Below are 20,412 nucleotides of genomic sequence, written 5' to 3' on the forward strand. Positions count from 1 at the left end.
CCGGCTCTTCGGGGTGTCGTCAAACCCCCATTCGATGCAGCATCGCGAGAAGGGTGTCGAATGAAAGCGGCTTGCGCGCGTACGCGATGGTGGGATTCGGTTGCACGGGGATATCCGCGGCCGCGCTGCACAGGATGACCGGAATCGCACGCAGACCGGGGTCGTTGTACAGCGCGGCGCACAGTTGCAGCCCCGACATGACCGGCATCATGCAGTCCGACACGATGATGTCGGGCCGGGTCTGGCTGATCTGGTCAAGCGCGGCGGCCCCGTTCGACGCCGTCAGTACGGTATAGCCATGCCGCTCCAGCAACAGTCGCCAGACCGTGAGAATGTCGAATTCGTCGTCCACGACCAGAATGGTTTTCATGGACGGTTACGTCTCTCGTCGCGGCGTCAGCGTGGCCGACAGGCCTTGCGCTGACGAATGCACGCTGGCGGGGTTGAGCGGGCTGTCGATCACGTCGAGGCCCTGGGACGAAATGACGAGTTCGCGCAGTGACGTGTCGTGCGCGCTTTCGCGCTGCTTGACCACGGAAATCATGCGTTGCAAACCGGCTTCCGTTTCGGCGTAGCGGAGCAGCACGAGGTTTTCGGTCAACGCGGAGACCCGCACGCTTTTCGCATGGCCGGGATCGGCGTAAAGCGGCAGTTCCTCCGTCAGTATCGTGGTGACGCAGGCTTCCCGAAGCTGATGAAGCAGGGCGTTCAGGAACAGGCCGAAGCGCTCGGTGCGCAACGCGGAATCGCGGAAGCCTTCCACGCCGTCGATCACGATCCGCTTCGCACCGCTTTTCTTGACCGTGGCAAGCGCGGTTGCCGCGAGTTCGTCGATCGCCAGTTCTATGGCGGGTTGCCATTGAATCATCAGGCGGCCGTCGTCGTACGCTTGTGCGAGATCGATCGAGACGGCCTCGGCTTTGCCGATCAGACGCTGCGGCCCTTCATAACAGCCCAGGTACATGGCGCGTTCGCCGCGCGCCACGCCGGCCGCGAGAAACTGCAGGCAGAGCAAGGTCTTGCCGACGCCCGACGGCCCGATCAGGGTGGTCGTGGAACCCTGCGCGAAGCCGCCGCCGAGTAGACTGTCGAGATGCGGGAGACCGAAGCCGAGCCGCGTTTTCAGATCGACCGGGCCTGGCGGCGCGGCGCATAGCGATTCCAGGCGCGGGAACATCAGAAGCCCGCTTTCGGCGATGCGGAAGAAATGCTTGCCCATCAGATGGTTGCGCGCCCGCATCTTGTGGACTTCGATTTCGCGCGCGCGGCGCATGCCGTCGTTGTAGCGGTTGAGTTCGATCAGGCCGTCGACCAGCGTATGTTCGGGATGCGGTTCGTTGCCGGAGAGCGGCGCAAGCAACAGCGTGGTGCAATCCATTGCCGCGGCCAGCGCGTTCAGTTCGTGGATGAACTTCGACAGCGACAACTCGGTTTCGCTGAATTCGCGTGCGCTGCGAAAGCCGTCGATGATCATGAGCCTCGGCCGATGGTCGTAAATACTCGACGCAATCAGCTTGAGGAAGCCATCGAGACCGTCCTGCATCAGCTCGTGATAGCCGGACACAAACAGCATTTGCTGCGCGACCGCGGTTTCGTCGAAGAAGCTCAGCCCTTTGAGATGCGCCAGCAGCTTGTCGTGCGACTCGGCGATCAAGGTCATGTAGAGCACCTTTTCGCCCTTGCTGACACGATGAAAACCGATCTGGCTCGACAGAATCGTTTTGCCCGCCCCGGCCATGCCTTCCAGCAGATAGACCCCGCCGCTGACCAGACCTCCGCCCAGGATCTCATCAAAGCCGTGGACACCTGTTTCCATGTTGGAGCGGGAGGATGTCTGAGATTCGTGGATAGTCATTGTCGATATGTCTTTCAAAGTGCAGAGGAGCGACAGCTTGCAAATCAATCAAACGGACGTGTAGCGCTCAATCTAATCGTGTAAGCAATCCGCGTTCCCGCTTGCGGGCGGTGATATGCGCGACGGCATTCAATGAGAAGAGGCGGGCTGAGACCGCGTCCCACTTGATGAACAGCAAGCAGAAGGCCTGCTTGCAGTGTGCGCAAGAGGAGCGGGATTATGCGGGACGTGCCGTAGTGCTTTTTTCAAATCGATGCAACTAAGGGGGCAAGGTACGGGCATTGCCGTCGCGTACGCACAGTACAAGTCATGCGCGATCCCGCCGTACTTTACGCAGCCGTGTGTGTGGCGCGACGTCCAGGACATGCTTCCGCTCGCACATTCCGGTTTCTGGCCGCACGGCAAAGGCGCTTCGCCGTATACAATCCGGCAGCGCCTGGTTTTCGCCCAATACTGACCTGATCCCACCCATGCCGAATCCGACCCGGGCCTTTCTTCTCGGCCCGCTCCTGAAAGGCGTTTCACGCTCCTTTTATCTCACCCTGCGCGTGCTGCCTGTTGGAATGCGCGACCCGATCGGCCTCGCCTACCTGCTCGCGCGCGCGGCCGACACGATTGCGGACACCTCGCTGATCTCGCCCGAGCAACGCCTTGCAATGCTGCTGTCGCTGCGCGACCAGGTCAACGGCGCCCCGAACGACGGCGCGCTGTTCCAGCGCATGGCCACGGAAGTGGCGGGCCAGCAGGTCCAGTCCGATGAAAAGGTCCTGCTCGAATCGCTGGGCCCCGCACTCGAGGTGCTGTCGCAACTGAGCGAATCTGACCGCCAGGCGGTTCGCGGGATCGTGTCGACGCTGACGGAGGGCATGGAATTCGACCTTCGCACGTTTCCAGACGAACGTTCCGGCCAGATCGCCGCGCTGCGCGAGTACGAGGATCTCGACCGTTATACCTATCTGGTGGCGGGCTGTGTCGGCGAATTCTGGACCACCATGACCTACGCGCACATGCCGGGCACGCTGAAAGAGCGGCCCGAGACCATGGCGCGCCGCGGTGTGCGTTTCGGCAAAGCGCTGCAGATGACCAACGTGCTGCGCGATTGCGGCAAGGATTTGCGCATCGGCCGCTGTTACCTTCCGCAGACGATGCTCGATCAACATGCGCTGAGCGTGCAGGACCTCCTGCAGCCGGCCAATTCTGTGCGCGCCCGGCCTTTGATGGTCGAACTCGTGCGCAAGTCGCTGGATCATTTTCGTGAGGCGTTGGACTACACGCTGGCGATTCCCGCGTTTTCGGTGCGTTTGCGTCTGGCCTGTTTGTGGCCGATTCTGATTGGCCTGGATACGCTGCTGTTGCTGGTGGATAACGAGGCGTGGCTCGACCCGGCGAAAGTGTCCAAGGTGCGGCGCAATCAGGTGTATCAGATTATCGCGTCGTCGCTGCTGCTGGTGCCTTCGAATGGGCTGGTGCGCAAATCGGTTGAAACGCGGCTCAAGCAGATTGAGGCTCGTCTTTGAGCATCTGCTTCGCTATACGAATCAGTTCGCTGCGTTGCGCACGAATCCGGCAGGCATATCCATTCGCGGTGTGATTGCTGTTCGAGCAGAAGACGAAACGCGTGCCACGCGGCATCCGGTCGTGCCGTTTTCGACGAGCCAAGCCTGGTCTAGCTATGCCGCATGGCTGATTAACGCGGCCATGCCGTTCGATTTAATCTGCATCATTGAATCGCTATCAATCGGGAAACCCCTAGCATCCTGCATCGATAGTTCGCGTTAGTCTCTTCAAAAGAGGAGACGATTCATGAGGCAAGCGTTCAATATTGCAGTGGTGTTGTTGCTTGGCTATTTGATGGCGGATAGAGCGCTAATGCGCGCGCAAGCCGGAGAGATGGGAACAATTACGTGCCACCAGGGCGCGGAGCTGGTCAAGTCGAATGCGTTGAAAAAGGGTTTCGGTGACGCCGGGGCCAGCAGCCAGGGCGAAAATTTCCTGTCGAGTTGTCTCGTTACGGGGCGCGGCCAGGTAGGCGATCTGATCGCCCGCGAATGATGCAGGCAGCCTGACCTCGCTAAGGCTTCGATCAGGCGTGGCACGACATAAAGAAAAAGCGCCTGGACCGTGAAGGCCCAGGCGAAGTCATCGGGAGCCCGATGACGGAGGTATCGAATACAGAACTGGCCCGCGATCGGGGATGCTCGGTCGCGGGCCAGTTCGTTTGAATCAGAGCGCGTGGCTGTTTTACGCGCGTGGCGGTCGATCAGGGCAAACGGCGTGCCTTTAGCGGTTCGTTCCGCTAGATAGTTGGGCCGCCACGGTTGCCACGATCAGCCAGCTGAGTCGTCAGCTGGGTTGTCAGCTTAGTTGCCGAAATAAATCGACTTCGGACCGTTCACGGGAACCGGATGACCCGACTGCGACGATCCATTCACCACGCCACCGTAACTGCTTTGCGCGGCTTGTGCCGTGCCGTTTTGCTCGGCGACACGCGCTTGCGCAGCCTGAATGTCAGCCGGGTAGTACGGGTCGGCGCGGCCCGGCTCGTAGCCGGCCTTTTCCAGTTGAATCAGTTCCGCGCGCACCTGGGCACGGGTCACGGGCTGGTTGGACTGCGCAAACGAGGCAACAGGAGCGGCCAGCACAGCGGCGACAACAACGGCTTGAATAAGCGATTTCATGATGAACTACCTCCAGTTCGGTCTTTATCTTGCTACGAGCGGTGTTGTTCGTAGTCAGTGATTGGATTGTAGTTTTGCGATCTGGCCGGAGTAATGGGGGATTCAGGTAAGGTTTGTTGCGAGATTTGAGATAAAAGGCCATCCGCGAAACAGCGGTTCGCCTTTGAATCGATACGGTATGCGAAGCAATGATTGGCGCTGGTTCAGCACGTTGAAAGTGCCTGGCCGCACAGAGGCAGGCGCTCATTCACCTGATCCAGAACGCCCGTTTTTTTCCAGGTCATATACCGAAGATAACAAGTCTGCTGCGGCGGAAAAGTCGCCGGCAGCCTGTGCCATTTTTCTTTCGTTTGTTGCACCCAGAGTATCGCGTTGAGGATTTCGCGATCGCTGCGACGGGGTCGCCCACGACTCGATGAAGTCACGGGAAAAAGATTCTCGACGCGCGCCCAATCGGCGTCGGTAAGAGGGATCTGAAGCATCGGCCGCCTTGAATAACTGTGTGGGGGATGCGCAGTCGTTGCATGCTGCGTTTGGTGCCGATACTAGTAAATCTTTTTTTATCGGTCAAATTTTATTGTTGCGGTGCGATGCATTGATTCATCGCTTGTTGTATCGCGATCTTCTTCGCGTGCATTACGCTGTTTCCCGCTTTTATCCGATCGACTTGTGGTAATTATCGCGTGCGAGATGGCTGTGCGATGCCACGTAACGTCGATGCGAAACGCTACGTAACATCGGCGTTCATACAAGCGTTCGGCGATGGAAAAATAGGCATCCGCTGTTTGATTGAATGGCCGTAAACCATTGACCCGTATGGCTGGCCGCTCATGTTCGCTGATCGGTCGCGCGGTGAACGTGCCGCTTGGCACGACATGTGCATGCGTTAGCGAGGTTAAAAAATTGCGCCTATGCCATGCTATCGCTCGACTATGAAAAGCCTGTCTCACTCGCAACGACGTTCGGCATGCGTAGCGCTTGCGTTGAGCAGACCGATTGGGACGACTCGCGCGACGATTCCATGGCGCTAAGCGAACTCGAAAGCCGCGTCCGTGAAGGTCTGCGCGCCGGCGAATTTCATCTCGTGTTTCAAGGGGCTTATCGCGCGGCAGGCGGCGTGCTGGCGCGCTTCGAAGCGCAGGTCCGATGGACGCATCCCGACTATGGGTTGCTGCTTCCCGGCATCTTCATGATGCCGCTCGAGCATCCAGAGGTTGCGCGGGAGATGGCCTTGTTTGTCATCGACGGCGTCTGCCGTGAACTGCGCGACTGCCTCTCGTCGAAGCTGACGCTGTTGCCGGTCGCGATCACCGTGCCGGCGCAAGTGGCGCTGCTCGAATCGTTTGCCGACGACATCACGCGCATTGCGCGCGCGTATGGCGTGCCGGGCAATCTGCTTGAAATCGAAGTGCCTGATAGCGCCGACGCGACACGTCTTCTGTCTTTGCGTACTTTGACGGCTGGCCTCCGGTGGGCGGGAACCGGCATTTCGCTGGGCAAGTGGGGCAACGGTGCGTCTTCGCTCGCAGTGCTCGGCGCCCTCGACGTGGACACTGTCACGATCGCGCCTGAATTGATGGCAGCGGTTCCACGCGATCCGCGTGCCTGCGTCGTGATGTCGGCGTTACTGGATCTGCTTCATGCGCTCGACGTGCAGGTCGTGGTGAACGGTGTCGAGACCCAGACACAGTTGCAATGGTTGAGCGCGTCGTGGCCGGAAGCATTGGTGCAAGGCTTCCTGTTCTCTCGCCCGAAGGCCGGGTTGGCCAATTTGCTGGCGCCAGCTCGAGAAGCGTGACGGCGATGCAGGACGTTACGTAACGTCCCGCTTAACAGGTTGTCGAGGTGAGCGCCGACGGGCGCGTGGAAAACTGGCAACGGGCGCTCTCGTTCGCTTGCGCCGCCAGCGGCGAAATGGCGGTAAAAATGACCGTCATTGTTCTCGCGCCCTCAAAAAATGATGCGCCGCAAAAAACGTACTTCACACCGTTCGTAGCATAAACATCTCATTTAAACATACGTGTGATCTTCGCGAACAAGCCGTTCTTCGCGATCCATTCCGCGTAGGCGCGATAGTCGGGATCGTTCATCAGGTGCCGCTCCTCGGTTTTGGCGCGCATGAAATACAGCAGATTCACACTCGCCAGCGCGAAGCAGTGCGTAAGCGCCACTTGCCAGCCCAACGGTTCGATGAACGGCACCGAGACCATCCAGAACGAGAGATTCTTCGTGATATAGGCGGGATGCTTCGTGAAGCGATAAGGGCCCGAGGTGATGATGCCGCGATGGGTCAGGTTCGAAAACCGCAGTCCGAACGCGATGGTGGATAGCGCATAGCTGAAGACCAGGGCGATGATCACGGCGCCCCAGATGATTCGGACGATAGGCACGGATATCAGCCAGCTGTCCCAGAACATCGCCCCCTGGTAGTGGAGGTATTGGGCCGAGATCAGCGACCAGAACGGCTGGTAACAGACCAGCGCAACCAGCCAGCCGAGCGCGGTGGGCTCCGCGCTGCGCACGTGGGTATCGAGAATGCGCAGCGTGCATAGATACCCTACCGTGCCGAACATCAGATCCATCGTGAAAGACAGGTCGTACATGAACCTGAACGTCGCAAGCGAGAACGGCGCGCTCATTGCGCTCGCCAGCGATGCGCCGATATGGTCCGCGTCGGTGGAAAGATAGGTGATCATCAGGGGCAGGAAGAACGCTTTCACCATCCATCCGGCCAGCATCTCGCGCACGGGTTTCCAGTTGGCCGGGCGTTGCCCGAAAAACACCAGGCGGCCCCACAACACATAGGCGTCGTCCACTTCGCGCTGATGCCTGTCCATCCACGCAAAATAAAACGGTGCGGCCACGATCAGGTACGGTGCGAGCGTACGGATCAGAGACCAGAAGGGGGTATAGAAGGTGCCGTGATATTCCGGCAACAGCCAGTAGAGCAAACCGATACCGGCATACACGGAAGCCAGCGAGGCAAGACGCAAACCCACCCGCGCGACGCTGAGTGGCCGAACCGCCTGCCCGGTCAGTCCGGCGCTTGGGCGTAGATATACGCGTGCGACGAACAGTTCATATAGGGCGATCGTCGTGATGATCGCGAGACAGGCGGCGGTGCTGCGGCCCGCGCCGTCGAGCGTGGTGCTGTCGCGTAGCAGCCAGAGCGTCAGAAGGCCGACGACGATGCCAAGCAGGCCGATGGAAAACGGCGTTGCCGAACGCGGCCGCTGCTCTTCTACGTGCGCTACGTTATCCAGAGTGGAATTCATGTCATCCTCGTATTCATGACATAGATAGCGGCCGGGCTTTTGATTTTTTAAGTCCCGGCCGCTGTGCTGATTACCGCTTATTTGCCTGCGACGCCACCCAGCAGTCCGGTAACGAGGTTTGTCACCGGCGCCAGCGGATTCGAGCCGGCTGAACCGCTGCCCGCACTGCCGGCGCCGCCGGTCAGGCCGCTCACGAGGCCAGTGACCGGCGCGAGCGGCGAGGCCTTACCGGATGATGCGCCACTCAGCGTCGAAGTCAGCGTCGTGACGAGACCGGTGACGGGTGCGAGCGGTGAGTTTTGGCCGGCTGCACCACTCAGTGTCGAGGTCAGCGTCGTGACGAGACCGGTGACCGGTGCAAGCGGACCGCCGGCGCCGGACGTGCCGCCAAGTGAACCCAGATTGCCGAGAAGACCGGTGACCGGTGCAAGCGGGTTGCCGGTACCGGACGTGCCGCCGAGCGAACCCAGATTGCCGAGAAGACCGGTGACCGGTGCGAGCGGGTTGCCGGTACCGGACGTGCCGCCGAGCGAACCCAGGCCGCCGAGGAGTCCGGTGATCGGCGCGAGCGGATTGCCGGTGCTACCGGTGCCGCCGAGCGAACCGAGGTTGCCGATCAGGCCGGTCAGCGGCGGGATGCTGAGACCGCCGCCAGATCCGCCCAGGCCGGCAAGCGAGCCCGGCAGGCCGGCGATCGGTCCCAGCGGGTTGGTTGTCGCGCCCGTCAGCAGTCCGCCCGTGCTCGTTACCGTCTTGCCCAACTGGCTGACTACGCCGCCAACGTCTTTACCCACCTGATCGCCGGTCGCGCCGGACACTTTCTGGCCGGCGGAATCGAGCCCGTTGCCGATGGTGCTCAGCAGGTTATTGAGCGGGGCGCCGAGGCCGGTGGTGTTGCCGATGGTCTGCGTCGTATTCGAAACCACGAGGGTGATCGGGTTGATGAGCGTGCTCAGTTGACTTTCGACCTGTTGAACCGGTGCGCTGGTCAGCGCCGAGTTCAATCCCGCGCCAACTTTGGCGACGCCGCTACCCACACCGGCGACAACGGTACCCACGGTCGACGTGACCGGGGCGAGCGGTGCAAGCGGTCCGGTTCCAAGACTCGTCACCACGCCGCCGACCGCTGTCACGGCCGCGCCTGCATTGGTGACGAGACCCGATGTCGAGGTCAGGGTCGGGCCAAGCGGATTGGTCGAACTGCCCAGCGTGCCGAGGCCGGCGGCCGTGCCGTTGCCGAGTACCTTGACGCCGTTGCCGAGATCGGTGATTGCCGAGCCGAGATTTGCCGTCGTTGCGCCGTTGAGGCCGGGGACTGCGGTGCCAGTGATCTTGGAACCCGTATCGGCGACGGTCGTGCCTATGGCGGTGATGAGGTTGCCGCCTTGTGTGACGACATTGCCGATAGGCGTGGAGGAGGAGCCGGAGGTGCCAGAACTGCTGGAGCTGGATGAAGTACCCGAGCTGCTGGAGCTGGAAGAGGTACCTGAGCTGCTGGAACTGGAGGAGGTACCTGAACTGCTGGAGCTGGAGGAGGTACCTGAACTGCTGGAGCTGGAGGAGGTACCTGAACTGCTGGAGCTGGAAGATGTACCGGAACTGCTGGAGCTGGAGGAGGTACCTGAACTGCTGGAACTGGAGGAGGTACCCGAACTGCTGGAGCCGGAAGTGCCCGAACTGCTGGAGCCGGAGGTACCGGACGTACCCGAGCTGCCCGACGTGCCGCCACCTGAAGTCCCCGAAGTTCCGCCGAGTCCGCCCCCGCCAAGCCCGGTCTTTGGGGTACCGATATTACTGGTTCCACAGCCGTAGAGCGCGAGTAATGTAGAAGTCACAACAGCGATGGCTGTCCGACCGACGAATTTTTGCATGATGGTCCCCGTAGAACGATTATTGGTGGGGCCAACACTGCAAGTTGCGCGCCAAATGCGAGTTAGAGCTTCATCTCAACGATTCGGCGTATATATGATTGAATAACCTATGATATGAAGAATTTATCACGTCAGAAACACGATTTTGCCTGAATGCGCGATGCTGTGTTCCACATGCATGCTACGTAACGTGCCTGCTGGGCGTAACAGCGCGGAACCGCTGCCAGACACCGCAGCGACTCCCGCCCTCAATTACGCCCCACACTGATTAAAACGCGGCGGTATAGATCGCTAACGCATCGGCCTCAGTAACAGGCCGGGGGTTATTCACCAGAAGCCGCGTTTGCAACATTGCGTCGCTCGCCATTCGCTCGAGCCCGCTACGTTCGATGCCGACGTCGCGCAACCGGGCCGGAATCGCCGTCGCGGCAATCATCTGTTCGAGCCGTTCGATCAACGCCAGCGTTCTGCTTTCAGCGCTGTCCGTGAGGCCGGGCATGATCACGTCCGCGAGTTCCGCGTATAGATGCGCGGCTGCCTCGGCGTTGAACCGCAACACGTGCGGCAGCACGAGCGCATTCGAAAGACCGTGCGGAACGTGATAAATGCCACCGATCGGATACGCGAGCGCATGCACGGCGGCCACCGGTGAATTGGCGAACGCCTGACCGGCGAATGCCGCGCCGAGCAACATCGCTTCACGCGCCACGCGGTTCTGGCCGTTTTCGCATGCGGGCAGCAGATTGCGCGCCAGGAGTTCGAGCGCCTTCACCGCCAGCATGTCGGACACCGGGTTTTTCAGATGCGCGGACGTGTAGGCCTCGATCGCGTGAACCATCGCGTCGACGCCGGTTGCCGCGGTCGCGGCAGTGGGCAGACCGAGCGTGAGTTCCGCGTCGAGAATCGCCAGATCGGCGACCAACTGCGGTGCCACCACGCCCATCTTCTTTGCTTCGCCCACCGTCACGATCGACACGGCCGTGACTTCGGAGCCGGTGCCTGCCGTGGTCGGCATCTGCACGAGCGGCAGGCGCGACACCGCCACCTTGTTCACGCCGTACATGTCGCTGAGGGCTTGCTGATCCTGCGGCGCCAGCACGGCGATCAGCTTCGCCACGTCCATCGAGGAACCGCCGCCGAGTCCCAGCACGATTTCCGCGCCGGCCTCACGTGCGCGCGACGTCGCCTCGAGCACGATGTGCTCGGGCGGATCGGCGATCACGTCGTCGATCACGGTGGCATTCCAGCCGTGCGCCGCGAGATCGGCGAGCGCCGGATTCAGCAGACCACTCTTGTGAAGAAAACCGTCCGTCACCACGCACAGGCGCGTGAGCGACGGAAATTGCGCGCGCAACAAAGCGCCGAGACGCCGCGCCGCGCCGAATTCGACCACCATGGTCGGCACGGTTTGAAACCGGAATGCGTTCATCACTTCACCTACAGGTCGGCACGGGTTATTGATTACTTCAGCATGATCGGTACGTCAACGTCCCGATTTCACCATTCGCTGTCGCGGGTGGAGACGCGGGCATCAGTTGTACCAGATTCGGGTCGCTTTGCTCCAGTCGTCCAATTCCGACAACTGCCTGGTGAATACCTGACGTGGGCTGTCGGCCGACCTGAGGAACCTGTGATTCATCAGATAAATTCGGGGGAAAGTAGACTGCTCCAATTCTTGATTGAGAATGATTCGCGTTTACGTTAGATTGACGCTCTTCCTTGAGAAATGCGGAGTGAATCTATGGCCGAGGTGCTCCTGCGGGGCGAGCCTTCCACAACAATGGCGATGTCTGTTCTCAGTGTCGGCGTTGCATGCCCTCCCGCTTCGCGGCGCACGCGCAGTCACCCCCGCGCCGTCGATTGGGAGAAGGGCACGCTGCTCGAGTTGCTGATCGCCAACCGGCCGATGCTCGTCGATCTGGCGCGCGGCATTGTGGGGTGCGCGAGTCTTGCGGAAGACGTCGTGCACGATGTCTTTATCAAACTGGTCGACTTTCCGAATCAGGATGCCGTGCGGCAACCCGTGGCTTACGTGACCCGCATGGTGCGCAATGCATCGATCGACGTGTTTCGCCGCCAGAGCCAGGAAAGCGCCTATCACGCCGACGAAGACGACGCGCTGCACGTGCCTTCGCCGGCGTTGTCGCCCGAAGCGGCGTTACTCGTGCGCGACACGCTGCAGCACGTCTACCACGCGCTCGAACAATTGCCGCCGCGCAGCCGTGCAGCGTTCGAGATGGTCCGTTTGCGCGAGGAGACCCTGCAAAGCACAGCACGTGCGCTCGATGTCTCGCAGACGCAGGTGCATTTCATGGTGCGCGACGCCGAGAAACATTGCGCAGCCTGCCTCGATGCCGGCAATCGTGGCGTGACGACGGGTGCCATGTTCTGCAGCGGCCGCGCGCGCCGGCGATAAAGAGATGCGCACCGATCGTCAATGGATTGTTGGTGGTTAGCAGGAATCGCATCGAACGGACTGCTGCGCCGGGATCGTTTCTAATCTTCTCAGCCTTCTCGAAGCACTTCCCGAAATCACAAAACTCAACGCGGCCAGGACCCAGACTCCGGTGCCCCCATAAAGCATCACCCAGCCAAAGCCTTCTATCAGTGCGGCGTGAACAGCGGTTCCGGAAGGATCGAGCGTGGCTAATGCAGGGATTCCACGTTTGACCGCTTCGACATCTCCTGCGGCAATTTTCTCCGCCAGCTGCCCGAGTGGGGCGGTGTCGAGCGTCGCAGGAAGTCTCGCCCGCAGATTGACGAGGATGCCGCCGACCAGGATCGCCCCCATCAGCGCGATGTTGATCGCAAGCGTGATCATGCGCGCGCTCATATCGATCCCGGATGCCATGCCCGCCCGCTCCGCTGGAACCGCACCGGTCGTCGTATTGGTGACGGGCGTATTGGTGAGGCCGAGGCCGGCTCCGGCCAGGATGCAACCCGGCAACATGGTCCACACGCCGGGATGCGGAACGCTGCTGCCATATCGCATCACCATGAAGCCAAGACCGATCGTAAACAGGCCTGCAGGTATCGCAATTCCAGATCCATAACGCAGCGCGAGACGTTCACCGAGTGGCGGAAATAACAGGGTCGGCAGCGTGTACGCGAGCAGCGCCAGGCCAGCGCTTACGCTGTCGTAGCCGAGGCCGATCTGGAAATAGATCGGCAGATAGATCATGAACGGCCAGAAGCTGAAGTTCATCCCCGCGGAGCCCATTAGCGCACCGGAAAATTTTCGAATCCTGAATACGGAGAAGTCGAACATCGGCCGCGCACTGAGTCGCTCAGCGCAGAGAAAAGCCACGAAGGCGACGGCCGTTGCCACCAGAATCAGGATCGCGCGAAGACTCGCGAAACCAAGGTCGGAGCCCTGTGTGATGTAGTACGTGAGGCCAAATACGGCCAGCGAGAGCGTGACGATGCCGGCCATGTCGAGCGTGTGCGCGTGCGGATCCCGCGACTCCTGGACGCCGCCGAAAACGAGCGTCAACGTAACGGCGGCAAGCAGCGCGTGGACCCAGAAAACCCATTGCCATCCCGACACGGCAACAATCATTCCGCCGATGATCGGTCCGAAACCCAATCCGATGCCGAGAATAATGCCCCACGCGCTGAAGGCCCGAATACGCTCGGGTCCTTCGTTGAATTGATGTGAGAGCACGGCAACCTGGCAGATCAGCATCGCCCCGCCACTCGCGCCTTGCAGCAGGCGCGCGACGATCAACGCCGGCACGCTCTGCGCGAAACCGCAGATCAACGAGGTGAGGCCGAACAGCGCGATCCCGATGACGAAAATACGTCTGCGGCCGAATCGGTCCGCCAGCGCGCCGGTTGCCATCAGCACCGTCGTCACCCCGAGTGTGTAGGCATTCATGATCCACTGCATGCCCTTGAAGTCACCGTGCAGAACGCGCTCGAGCGTGGGCAGGATCACCGGCACGCTGGAGATTTCGAGGCCGAACATCAGCGAAGCCAGACACACGGCGCCCAACGCCAAGGTGTTCTTGCTGATGGAGAAGCGAGTCGCCGGCTGCGCGGCATCGCTCGAAAGGGCATCCGCTGCCCGCGTGGGCGGCAAGGTTGATGGTTGTTCCGCTGCGATCACCGCCTCGGAATCTTCGTCGTGGGACGGTGGCGCGTTTCTGGACCTGGACATAGGAATTCACCTCGATAGTCGATGGCATTGGCCACCATGGACTGTGTAATATAGAGGGAATTTAAGTCCCTATTGACGCGAATAAATCCCATGAATGCGTCATTCATGGAACCAATAAGGTGAGGGTATGAGCGACATTCTCGACGGCGTGACAACGTTCGTGCGCGTGGTTGAAACGGGCAGTTTCGCGCTGGCTGCCGAACGCATGAACCTGACGCGCTCGGCCGTCGGCAAGGTCATCGTGCGGCTCGAAAAGCGTCTCGGCGTGCGTCTGCTCAATCGCACGACGCGCAGCCAAAGTCTCACCGAGGACGGGCAAGCGTATTACGACCGTTGCGTGCGCGCGCTGGCTGAACTCGAGGCCGCCGAAGCCGATCTGGACTCGGGGCGTCGCGAACCGAAAGGACGTCTGCGAGTGAGCGTGCCGCAAGCCTTCGGCCATCATTGCGTCGCGCCGGTGCTGCTTGGGCTGGCGCGCAGGCATCCGCAATTGAAGATCGACATTTCGGTCACGGACCGCTTTGTGGATGTCGTGGAGGAGGGTTTCGATCTCGTCGTGCGGATTGGTCCACTGATCGATAGCATGAGTCTCGCGGCGCGGCGGCTCGGTGTGCAATATGCAAGCATTGGCGCCGCACCGGCGTATCTGGCGCGCTGTGGCACGCCGGGCCGTGTGGCTGAATTCCACGGGCACACGATCATTGCCTATTCGCGCAGCGGGGTGCTTGAACCGTGGAATGTGCTCGACGTCGATGGGCAAATCCGCCGCGCGGATGTCGAGCCGCAGCTCAGCTTTGACGACATGCAGGGAATCGTGGATGCCGCGATTGCGGGCTTCGGACTGGCATGGCTGCCGAGCTGGCTACTCGCGCGTTATGTGCGAACAGGTCAGTTGACGAGCGTGATGGAGAATTGTTTCCGGCCTTCTCAGGAGATCCACGTTGTGTGGCCAAAGAGCCGGTATCTTGCGTTGAAGACGCGCTGCGCGATTGATGCGCTTGTCGCCGAGATTCCCGCGATGCTTGGGGCGCCCCCGGCGAACTGACGAGGAGGCGCGACCGCGCTGTTGCTGCGGGCGTGCCTCCTCCTCTACGTGTTGCCTAGAATTGCAACGTAGCGCTAGCCACGGCAGTCCGTGTCGGCGAAGGCGCCACGTAGTAGCCCCACGCCGTGGTCCAGTAACGGCGGTTGAACAGATTGTTGATCCCCGCACGGAACGTCACGTCCTTGCCGGCGATTTTGGTCTCGTAGCGGCCGCTCAAATCGTACGTGACATAAGCCGGGACGAACTGCGTGTTGGCCGCGTCGACCGCCTGGTTGCCGACGTACTTGCCGCCGAACGCCAGCGTCAGCGGACGCAGATACGACGGGTTGTATTCGATCCGGCCGGTTACGGTGAATCGCGGCGCGCCGTAGATACGCTTGCCTTCGACGCTCGGGTCGTCCACGTCGACAGCCTTTGTGTCGAGCCACATCACGCCGCCCATTACGCGCCATTCGCTCGTCAGGGCGAGCCAGCCGCTTGCATCGACGCCGGTATAGCGCTTGGTGCCGTCCTGCACGAAGATATTGGCCGAGTTCGTATAGTTGTAGCCCTGATCGACGCGGAACAGCGCGAGATTGGCGCCCCACTTGCTGTGGTCCGTCTTGAAGCCGATTTCATACTGCTTGCTCTTCAGCGGGCCGAACGTATCCGGGTAATTGAGGTTGGTGTTCGACGCTGCGCCGCCCTGTTCCAACGATTCGACATAGCTTGCGTACACCGTCGAGTACGGGTCGGTCTTGAACATCAGCGCGAAGGTCGGCGTGACCGGGTCCGCGCTGTACTGTGACGATACGGCGCTGCTCGGGTCGTACACATGCTCGCGATATTGCGTGTAACGCACACCGACCAGGGCGGACAGACGCGACGTGAATTGCACCGTATCGCTCGCGTACACGGCCGCCTGCGTGGTGCGCTGCTGACGATAGAGTTCCGAGCCGATGCTGACTTCATCGTTGGTCAGCAGCGTGCTGTTGTACAGATTGCCGTTGCCGAGGAAGTAGCCTTCGTTCCAGCCCGTGCTGTTGCTGTACTCGCTGGTTTGCGTCTCGAAACCCGCGCCGATCACGACGTCGTGCTTGATGCTGCCGGTGTTGAATTTGCCCTGCACCATCGCGTCGACGTTCTGATAGAAGTAGCGCGTCATCGCCGCATAAAGCGTGTTCGAGTAGTTGCCCGCGTTATCGGAGACATACAGGAAGCTGTCCGAATTGGTGCGGTTTTCCTTGGCAAAACGGTACTTCACGCTCGCATGCCAGTTCTCGGAGAGTCGGTAATCCAGCCCCGTGCCGAACGAAGCCATCTCGGTCTGGTAGTAATTCTGCGGTTGCGTCAGCGCATGGGTGACGGTGCTTGCGTCGGGAATGCCGAGGCCGCCGCCGAACATCAGGCCGAATAGCGTGCCGTTGGTTTTGCGCTTCTGATAGAAGGCATCGGCGGTAAAGGTCAGGTCCGGCGTAATGCGGAAGTCGAACGCAAGCGAGGCCACCTGGCGGCGAATGTGGCCGTGGTCTTCAGCGGTGTTGCCGTCTTCGTTGACGAGGTTCAGGCGATAGCCGAAGCGATTGTCATTGCCGAAGCGGCCGCCCAGATCGACCGCTTCGCTGAACACGCCAGCCGACTTGTAGCCAATCGAGATGCTGCGGTAGGGATCGTCGGTCGGGCGTTTCAGCACGTAGTTGACGATACCGCCCGGCGAACCGAAGCCGTACATGAAGCCGGACAGGCCTTTGAGCAATTCGACCTGCTCGAACGGTTCGAGCGAGAGATCGGCGTCCCACGACGGGAAAGTCTGGCCGTCCACCTTGACGCTGTTGAGCGTGTCGATCGGCATGCCGCGCACGGTGAACATGGAGTTTTCGCTGATCCCGTTTTCGCTGATGGTCGCGACCGCCGGGTCGTACTTGAACAGATCGTTGGCGGTTGTCGCCATCAGATCCTGCGCCTCGTCGCTCGTCACCACATGGGTCGAAAACGGCGTGTCCACTGCCTTGCGCGAACCCAGCGCGCCGGCGCTGACGGTGTCGGCTTGCGCCACCGTGGTGTCTTTCGTTGCCGAGACGCTCACGGCGGGCAGGGTGGTGGCGTCGCTTGCCGGTGCTGCCTGCGCCCATCCCGCGGATGACAGCGTGGATAGCGATAGACCGACACTGACGAGGAGTCCTGCACTGAGTAGCGACGGCGTACGACGGTGGCCGCGAATAAACGTTGGGCGCGCGGGGCGTCCCGCGACAAATGAATTCTGCATGTTGTTTGAATTAGGCAGCGTGACGCCCCCGCGCACCAGAAGTGTGCGAAATGGCGTCGATCGAGCGAATGGTAGTTAAACGGACAGTTCAAACTGCGAAGATTACAGATGTTAATGCATCTGATTCGCATTAACAATAACTAATTTTTTGCGTGGTAAGTCATCTATAAGACATCTGTCTTAAGGCATAGGGTAATCGGCTGTAAGCCTTGTCTGGCGGGGCTCGACCTCGTTCGAGGGGCGACGGCGGCATGTTTGTTTCGCAGCGGGTACTGGAAAACACGCATATACTCACGTTCGTGCCGTAAAAAGTAGTGCCGTGGGTCGCGCTGCGTTCTTGCTGCTTTGTCGCCCGTCGCGGCTCAGCGCCACCAACGCTCTGTCTAACACTTCACCAAGCAAAGCATCAAACATGTCCACATCGCCGAAGATCATCTACACCCTGACCGACGAAGCGCCTGCACTGGCGACTTATTCGCTGCTGCCGATCGTCAAGGCGTTCACGCGCTCGTCCGACGTGATCGTTGAAACGCGCGATATCTCGCTTGCTGGCCGGATCATCGCTGCATTTCCCGACTACCTGACCGCGGAACAGAAGGGTTCCGACGATCTGGCGGAACTGGGTGGACTCACCACGCGTCCGGAAGCGAACATCGTCAAGCTGCCGAACATCAGCGCGTCGGTACCGCAACTCAAGGCCGCGATTACCGAACTGCGCGATCAGGGTTTCAAGCTGCCGCCGTATCCGGACGTGGCGAATACCGACGCTGAAAAAGACGTCAAGGCGCGTTACGACAAGATCAAGGGCAGCGCGGTGAACCCGGTGCTGCGCGAAGGCAATTCGGATCGCCGCGCGCCGTTGTCGGTGAAGAACTACGCACGCAAGCATCCGCACAAGATGGGCGCGTGGAGCGCGGATTCGAAGTCGCACGTGGCGCACATGAGCGGCGGCGATTTCTACGGCAGCGAAAAATCGGCGCTGATCGCAGCAGCCGGCGCCGTGAAGATCGAACTGTTCGCAGCCGACGGCTCGACGAAGGTCCTGAAAGAAAAGACGGCCGTGCAAGCGGGCGAGATCATCGACGCTTCGGTTCTGAGCAAGAACGCGCTGCGCAGCTTCATCGAAGCGGAAATCGCCGATGCGAAGAGCAAGGGCGTGCTGTTCTCGGTGCACCTTAAAGCCACCATGATGAAGGTGTCGGATCCGATCATCTTCGGTCACGTGGTGTCGGTGTTCTACAAAGACGTGCTGGCCAAGCACGCTGATGTGCTGGCGCAAGCCGGCTTCAACCCGAACAACGGTATCGGCGACCTGTACGCGCGTCTGAAGGATCTGCCGGAACAAACGCGTGAAGCGATCGAAGCCGACATCAAGGCGCAGTACGCACAACGCCCGCAACTGGCCATGGTCAACTCGGACAAAGGCATTACCAGTCTGCACGTGCCGAGCGACGTGATCGTCGACGCTTCCATGCCGGCCATGATTCGCGAGTCGGGCAAGATGTGGGGCGCGGACGGCGCACTGCACGACGCCAAGGCTGTGATTCCGGACCGTTGCTACGCCGGTGTCTACCAGGCTGTGATCGAAGACTGCAAGAAGAACGGCGCGTTCGATCCGGTCACCATGGGTACGGTGCCGAACGTCGGCCTGATGGCGCAAGCCGCCGAAGAATACGGTTCACACGACAAGACGTTCCAGATTCCGGCGGACGGCGTGGTCCGCGTGACCGACGCAGCCGGTACGGTGCTGATCGAACAGTCGGTTGAAGCGGGCGACATCTGGCGCATGTGCCAGACCAAGGACGCACCGGTCCAGGATTGGGTCAAGCTCGCGGTGAATCGCGCGCGCGCCACCGGTACGCCGGCGATTTTCTGGCTGGACGCGGCGCGCGCGCACGACGCCCAGATCATCAAAAAGGTCGAGCAATACCTGAAGGACCACGACACCAGCGGTCTGGATATCCGCGTCATGACGCCGGTTGAAGCCACGAAGTTCTCGATCGAGCGCATCCGCGCCGGCAAGGACACGATCTCGGTCACCGGCAACGTGCTGCGCGACTACCTGACCGACCTGTTCCCGATCATGGAACTGGGCACCAGCGCGAAGATGCTGTCGATCGTCCCGCTGATGGCAGGTGGCGGCATGTTCGAAACGGGCGCGGGCGGTTCGGCGCCGAAGCACGTTCAGCAACTGGTCGAAGAAGGTTTCCTGCGTTGGGACTCGCTCGGCGAATTCCTGGCGTTGGCGGCTTCCCTCGAACATCTGAGCGGCGCGTATCACAATCCGAAGGCGCAGGTTCTGGCCAAAACGCTGGATCAGGCAACGGGCAAGTTCCTCGACAACGACAAGTCGCCGGCGCGCAAGGTGGGCGGTATCGACAACCGTGGCAGTCACTTCTACCTGGCCATGTACTGGGCTGAGGCACTCGCTGCGCAAACTGAAGACGCTGCCCTGCAGGCGCAGTTCGCCGGCGTGGCGAAGGCGATGGCCGACAACGAAGCGAAGATCATCGAAGAGCTGGGTGCAGCGCAAGGCAAGCCGGTGGATATTGGCGGTTACTACCGTCCGAATGTCGAACTGACGAGCAAGGCCATGCGCCCGAGCGCCACGCTGAACAAGATCGTGGACGCGGTTGCTTGATGGTTTGAATGAGGGTTTGAATGAGGTGCCCAACGAGGTACTGAGGCTGTTGCTCAAGGTACCCAGGCAGGCACTGAAGTAAGCAGTAAGCAAGACGATGGCGCTCTTCAGGAGCGCCATCGTCGTTTCTACGCATACGTGAGTGGCGGTCATGCCAGCCCTCACACGTGAACGATTTCCCAGTCGCTGAGCTTTTCTGGAATTTCGAGCGTCGCCGTGTCCACTTCGGTCAGTTGCGGGCAGGTGAGGCCGCGTGCGACTTCATCGGCTGCCTGTTGCGGGCTGGAAAATTCACCGAGCGTCTCGTTGCCGTAGGTGGCTTCCCAACCATCCTGGCCCGGCAAAATGTAGAACGCTCCCTGGGTCGATCCAAAGCGAAAGCCTTTCATTTTTAGTCTCCCAATTGCCATTTAAAAACCGCTGTGTCGCGGCGGTTTCATGCATGGAGCGGGGACATACTGCCAGTGCGTTGTTGTCCCATCTATTTCGCTGCATCACATGAAGCGCCGACTCTTGTGAAAGAGTCTACGTCAGCAGGTCACGGCGCAAGGGGCTGTTAGACAGTTCGCTCGATCAAAAAATATCGTTTAAAAATAAAGACTTGCTGTCGTCATTTTACGATGTGCAACGTGGGGCGACATTG

General features: G+C 60.5%; 17 protein-coding genes. 7 read left to right on the plus strand and 10 right to left on the minus strand.

Annotated elements, in window-relative coordinates:
* Positions 1-19 precede the first annotated feature (19 nt).
* Entirely contained in the window at positions 20-370 is a 351-nt protein-coding gene (locus tag PQQ95_RS13085) for a response regulator (RefSeq protein ID WP_408437798.1), read from the minus strand.
* 6 nt (positions 371-376) lie between these two features.
* Positions 377-1,855 carry an ATPase domain-containing protein gene (locus PQQ95_RS13090; protein ID WP_408437799.1) on the minus strand — a complete coding sequence of 493 codons (1,479 nt, stop codon included), beginning with the start codon at positions 1,853-1,855 and terminating at the stop codon, positions 377-379.
* 470 nt (positions 1,856-2,325) lie between these two features.
* On the opposite strand from PQQ95_RS13090, the gene PQQ95_RS13095 reads away from it, so the two are divergent.
* Together PQQ95_RS13095 and PQQ95_RS13100 are read left to right on the plus strand one after the other, a co-directional pair.
* Complete coding sequence (locus PQQ95_RS13095) at positions 2,326-3,372, plus strand: phytoene/squalene synthase family protein (protein WP_408437800.1); 1,047 nt, start codon at positions 2,326-2,328, stop codon at positions 3,370-3,372.
* A gap of 286 nt (positions 3,373-3,658) precedes the next feature.
* Entirely contained in the window at positions 3,659-3,907 is a 249-nt protein-coding gene (locus PQQ95_RS13100) for a hypothetical protein (protein ID WP_054035535.1), read from the plus strand.
* A 308-nt stretch (positions 3,908-4,215) separates the two neighbouring features.
* Here the strand turns inward: PQQ95_RS13100 and PQQ95_RS13105 are convergent, their stop codons facing one another.
* Entirely contained in the window at positions 4,216-4,533 is a 318-nt protein-coding gene (locus PQQ95_RS13105; protein ID WP_408437801.1) for a DUF4148 domain-containing protein, read from the minus strand.
* Positions 4,534-4,736: 203 nt separating this feature from the next.
* Positions 4,737-5,015, minus strand: coding sequence for a transposase (locus PQQ95_RS13110; RefSeq protein WP_408437802.1), 279 nt, complete (start codon positions 5,013-5,015; stop codon positions 4,737-4,739).
* A 485-nt stretch (positions 5,016-5,500) separates the two neighbouring features.
* Here PQQ95_RS13110 and PQQ95_RS13115 point away from each other — a divergent pair, with 485 nt between their 5' ends.
* Together PQQ95_RS13115 and PQQ95_RS13120 are read left to right on the plus strand one after the other, a co-directional pair.
* Positions 5,501-6,331, plus strand: a complete 831-nt coding sequence (locus tag PQQ95_RS13115) for an EAL domain-containing protein (RefSeq protein ID WP_408437803.1) — start codon at positions 5,501-5,503, stop codon at positions 6,329-6,331.
* A gap of 47 nt (positions 6,332-6,378) precedes the next feature.
* Positions 6,379-6,534: a hypothetical protein gene (locus PQQ95_RS13120; protein ID WP_408437804.1), complete on the plus strand. Its 156-nt coding sequence runs from the start codon at positions 6,379-6,381 to the stop codon at positions 6,532-6,534.
* Positions 6,535-6,539: 5 nt separating this feature from the next.
* Here PQQ95_RS13120 and PQQ95_RS13125 read toward each other — a convergent pair whose 3' ends face one another.
* From PQQ95_RS13125 to PQQ95_RS13135, 3 genes are all read right to left on the minus strand, one after another.
* Positions 6,540-7,808 (minus strand): isoprenylcysteine carboxylmethyltransferase family protein, encoded by a 1,269-nt coding sequence (locus PQQ95_RS13125; protein WP_408437805.1) that lies wholly within the window; start codon positions 7,806-7,808, stop codon positions 6,540-6,542.
* 77 nt (positions 7,809-7,885) lie between these two features.
* Entirely contained in the window at positions 7,886-9,679 is a 1,794-nt protein-coding gene (locus tag PQQ95_RS13130) for a collagen-like triple helix repeat-containing protein (RefSeq protein WP_408437806.1), read from the minus strand.
* A 268-nt stretch (positions 9,680-9,947) separates the two neighbouring features.
* Positions 9,948-11,108 carry an iron-containing alcohol dehydrogenase gene (locus tag PQQ95_RS13135; RefSeq protein ID WP_408437807.1) on the minus strand — a complete coding sequence of 387 codons (1,161 nt, stop codon included), beginning with the start codon at positions 11,106-11,108 and terminating at the stop codon, positions 9,948-9,950.
* A 312-nt stretch (positions 11,109-11,420) separates the two neighbouring features.
* On the opposite strand from PQQ95_RS13135, the gene PQQ95_RS13140 reads away from it, so the two are divergent.
* On the plus strand, positions 11,421-12,095 hold the full coding sequence (locus tag PQQ95_RS13140; RefSeq protein ID WP_408437808.1) for an RNA polymerase factor sigma-70: 675 nt from the start codon (positions 11,421-11,423) through the stop codon (positions 12,093-12,095).
* Positions 12,096-12,131: 36 nt separating this feature from the next.
* Here PQQ95_RS13140 and PQQ95_RS13145 read toward each other — a convergent pair whose 3' ends face one another.
* The gene (locus PQQ95_RS13145) at positions 12,132-13,838 is read right to left on the minus strand and encodes an MFS transporter (protein ID WP_408437809.1); all 1,707 of its coding nucleotides are present in this window, start codon (positions 13,836-13,838) and stop codon (positions 12,132-12,134) included.
* A 127-nt stretch (positions 13,839-13,965) separates the two neighbouring features.
* Between PQQ95_RS13145 and PQQ95_RS13150 the strand changes: the two genes are divergently transcribed.
* A complete protein-coding gene (locus tag PQQ95_RS13150) occupies positions 13,966-14,883 on the plus strand; it encodes a LysR family transcriptional regulator (RefSeq protein WP_408437810.1) in 918 nt (305 codons plus the stop codon).
* Between the two features lie 55 nt (positions 14,884-14,938).
* Here the strand turns inward: PQQ95_RS13150 and PQQ95_RS13155 are convergent, their stop codons facing one another.
* Positions 14,939-17,128: a TonB-dependent siderophore receptor gene (locus PQQ95_RS13155; protein ID WP_408437811.1), complete on the minus strand. Its 2,190-nt coding sequence runs from the start codon at positions 17,126-17,128 to the stop codon at positions 14,939-14,941.
* Positions 17,129-17,540: 412 nt separating this feature from the next.
* Between PQQ95_RS13155 and PQQ95_RS13160 the strand changes: the two genes are divergently transcribed.
* The gene (locus tag PQQ95_RS13160) at positions 17,541-19,769 is read left to right on the plus strand and encodes an NADP-dependent isocitrate dehydrogenase (protein WP_408437812.1); all 2,229 of its coding nucleotides are present in this window, start codon (positions 17,541-17,543) and stop codon (positions 19,767-19,769) included.
* A 161-nt stretch (positions 19,770-19,930) separates the two neighbouring features.
* On the opposite strand, the gene PQQ95_RS13165 is transcribed toward PQQ95_RS13160, so the two are convergent.
* Positions 19,931-20,158 carry a hypothetical protein gene (locus PQQ95_RS13165; RefSeq protein ID WP_408437813.1) on the minus strand — a complete coding sequence of 76 codons (228 nt, stop codon included), beginning with the start codon at positions 20,156-20,158 and terminating at the stop codon, positions 19,931-19,933.
* Positions 20,159-20,412: the final 254 nt, after the last annotated feature.

The sequence above is a fragment of the Paraburkholderia caffeinilytica genome (assembly GCF_046030355.1).
Lineage (GTDB): Bacteria > Pseudomonadota > Gammaproteobacteria > Burkholderiales > Burkholderiaceae > Paraburkholderia > Paraburkholderia caffeinilytica_B.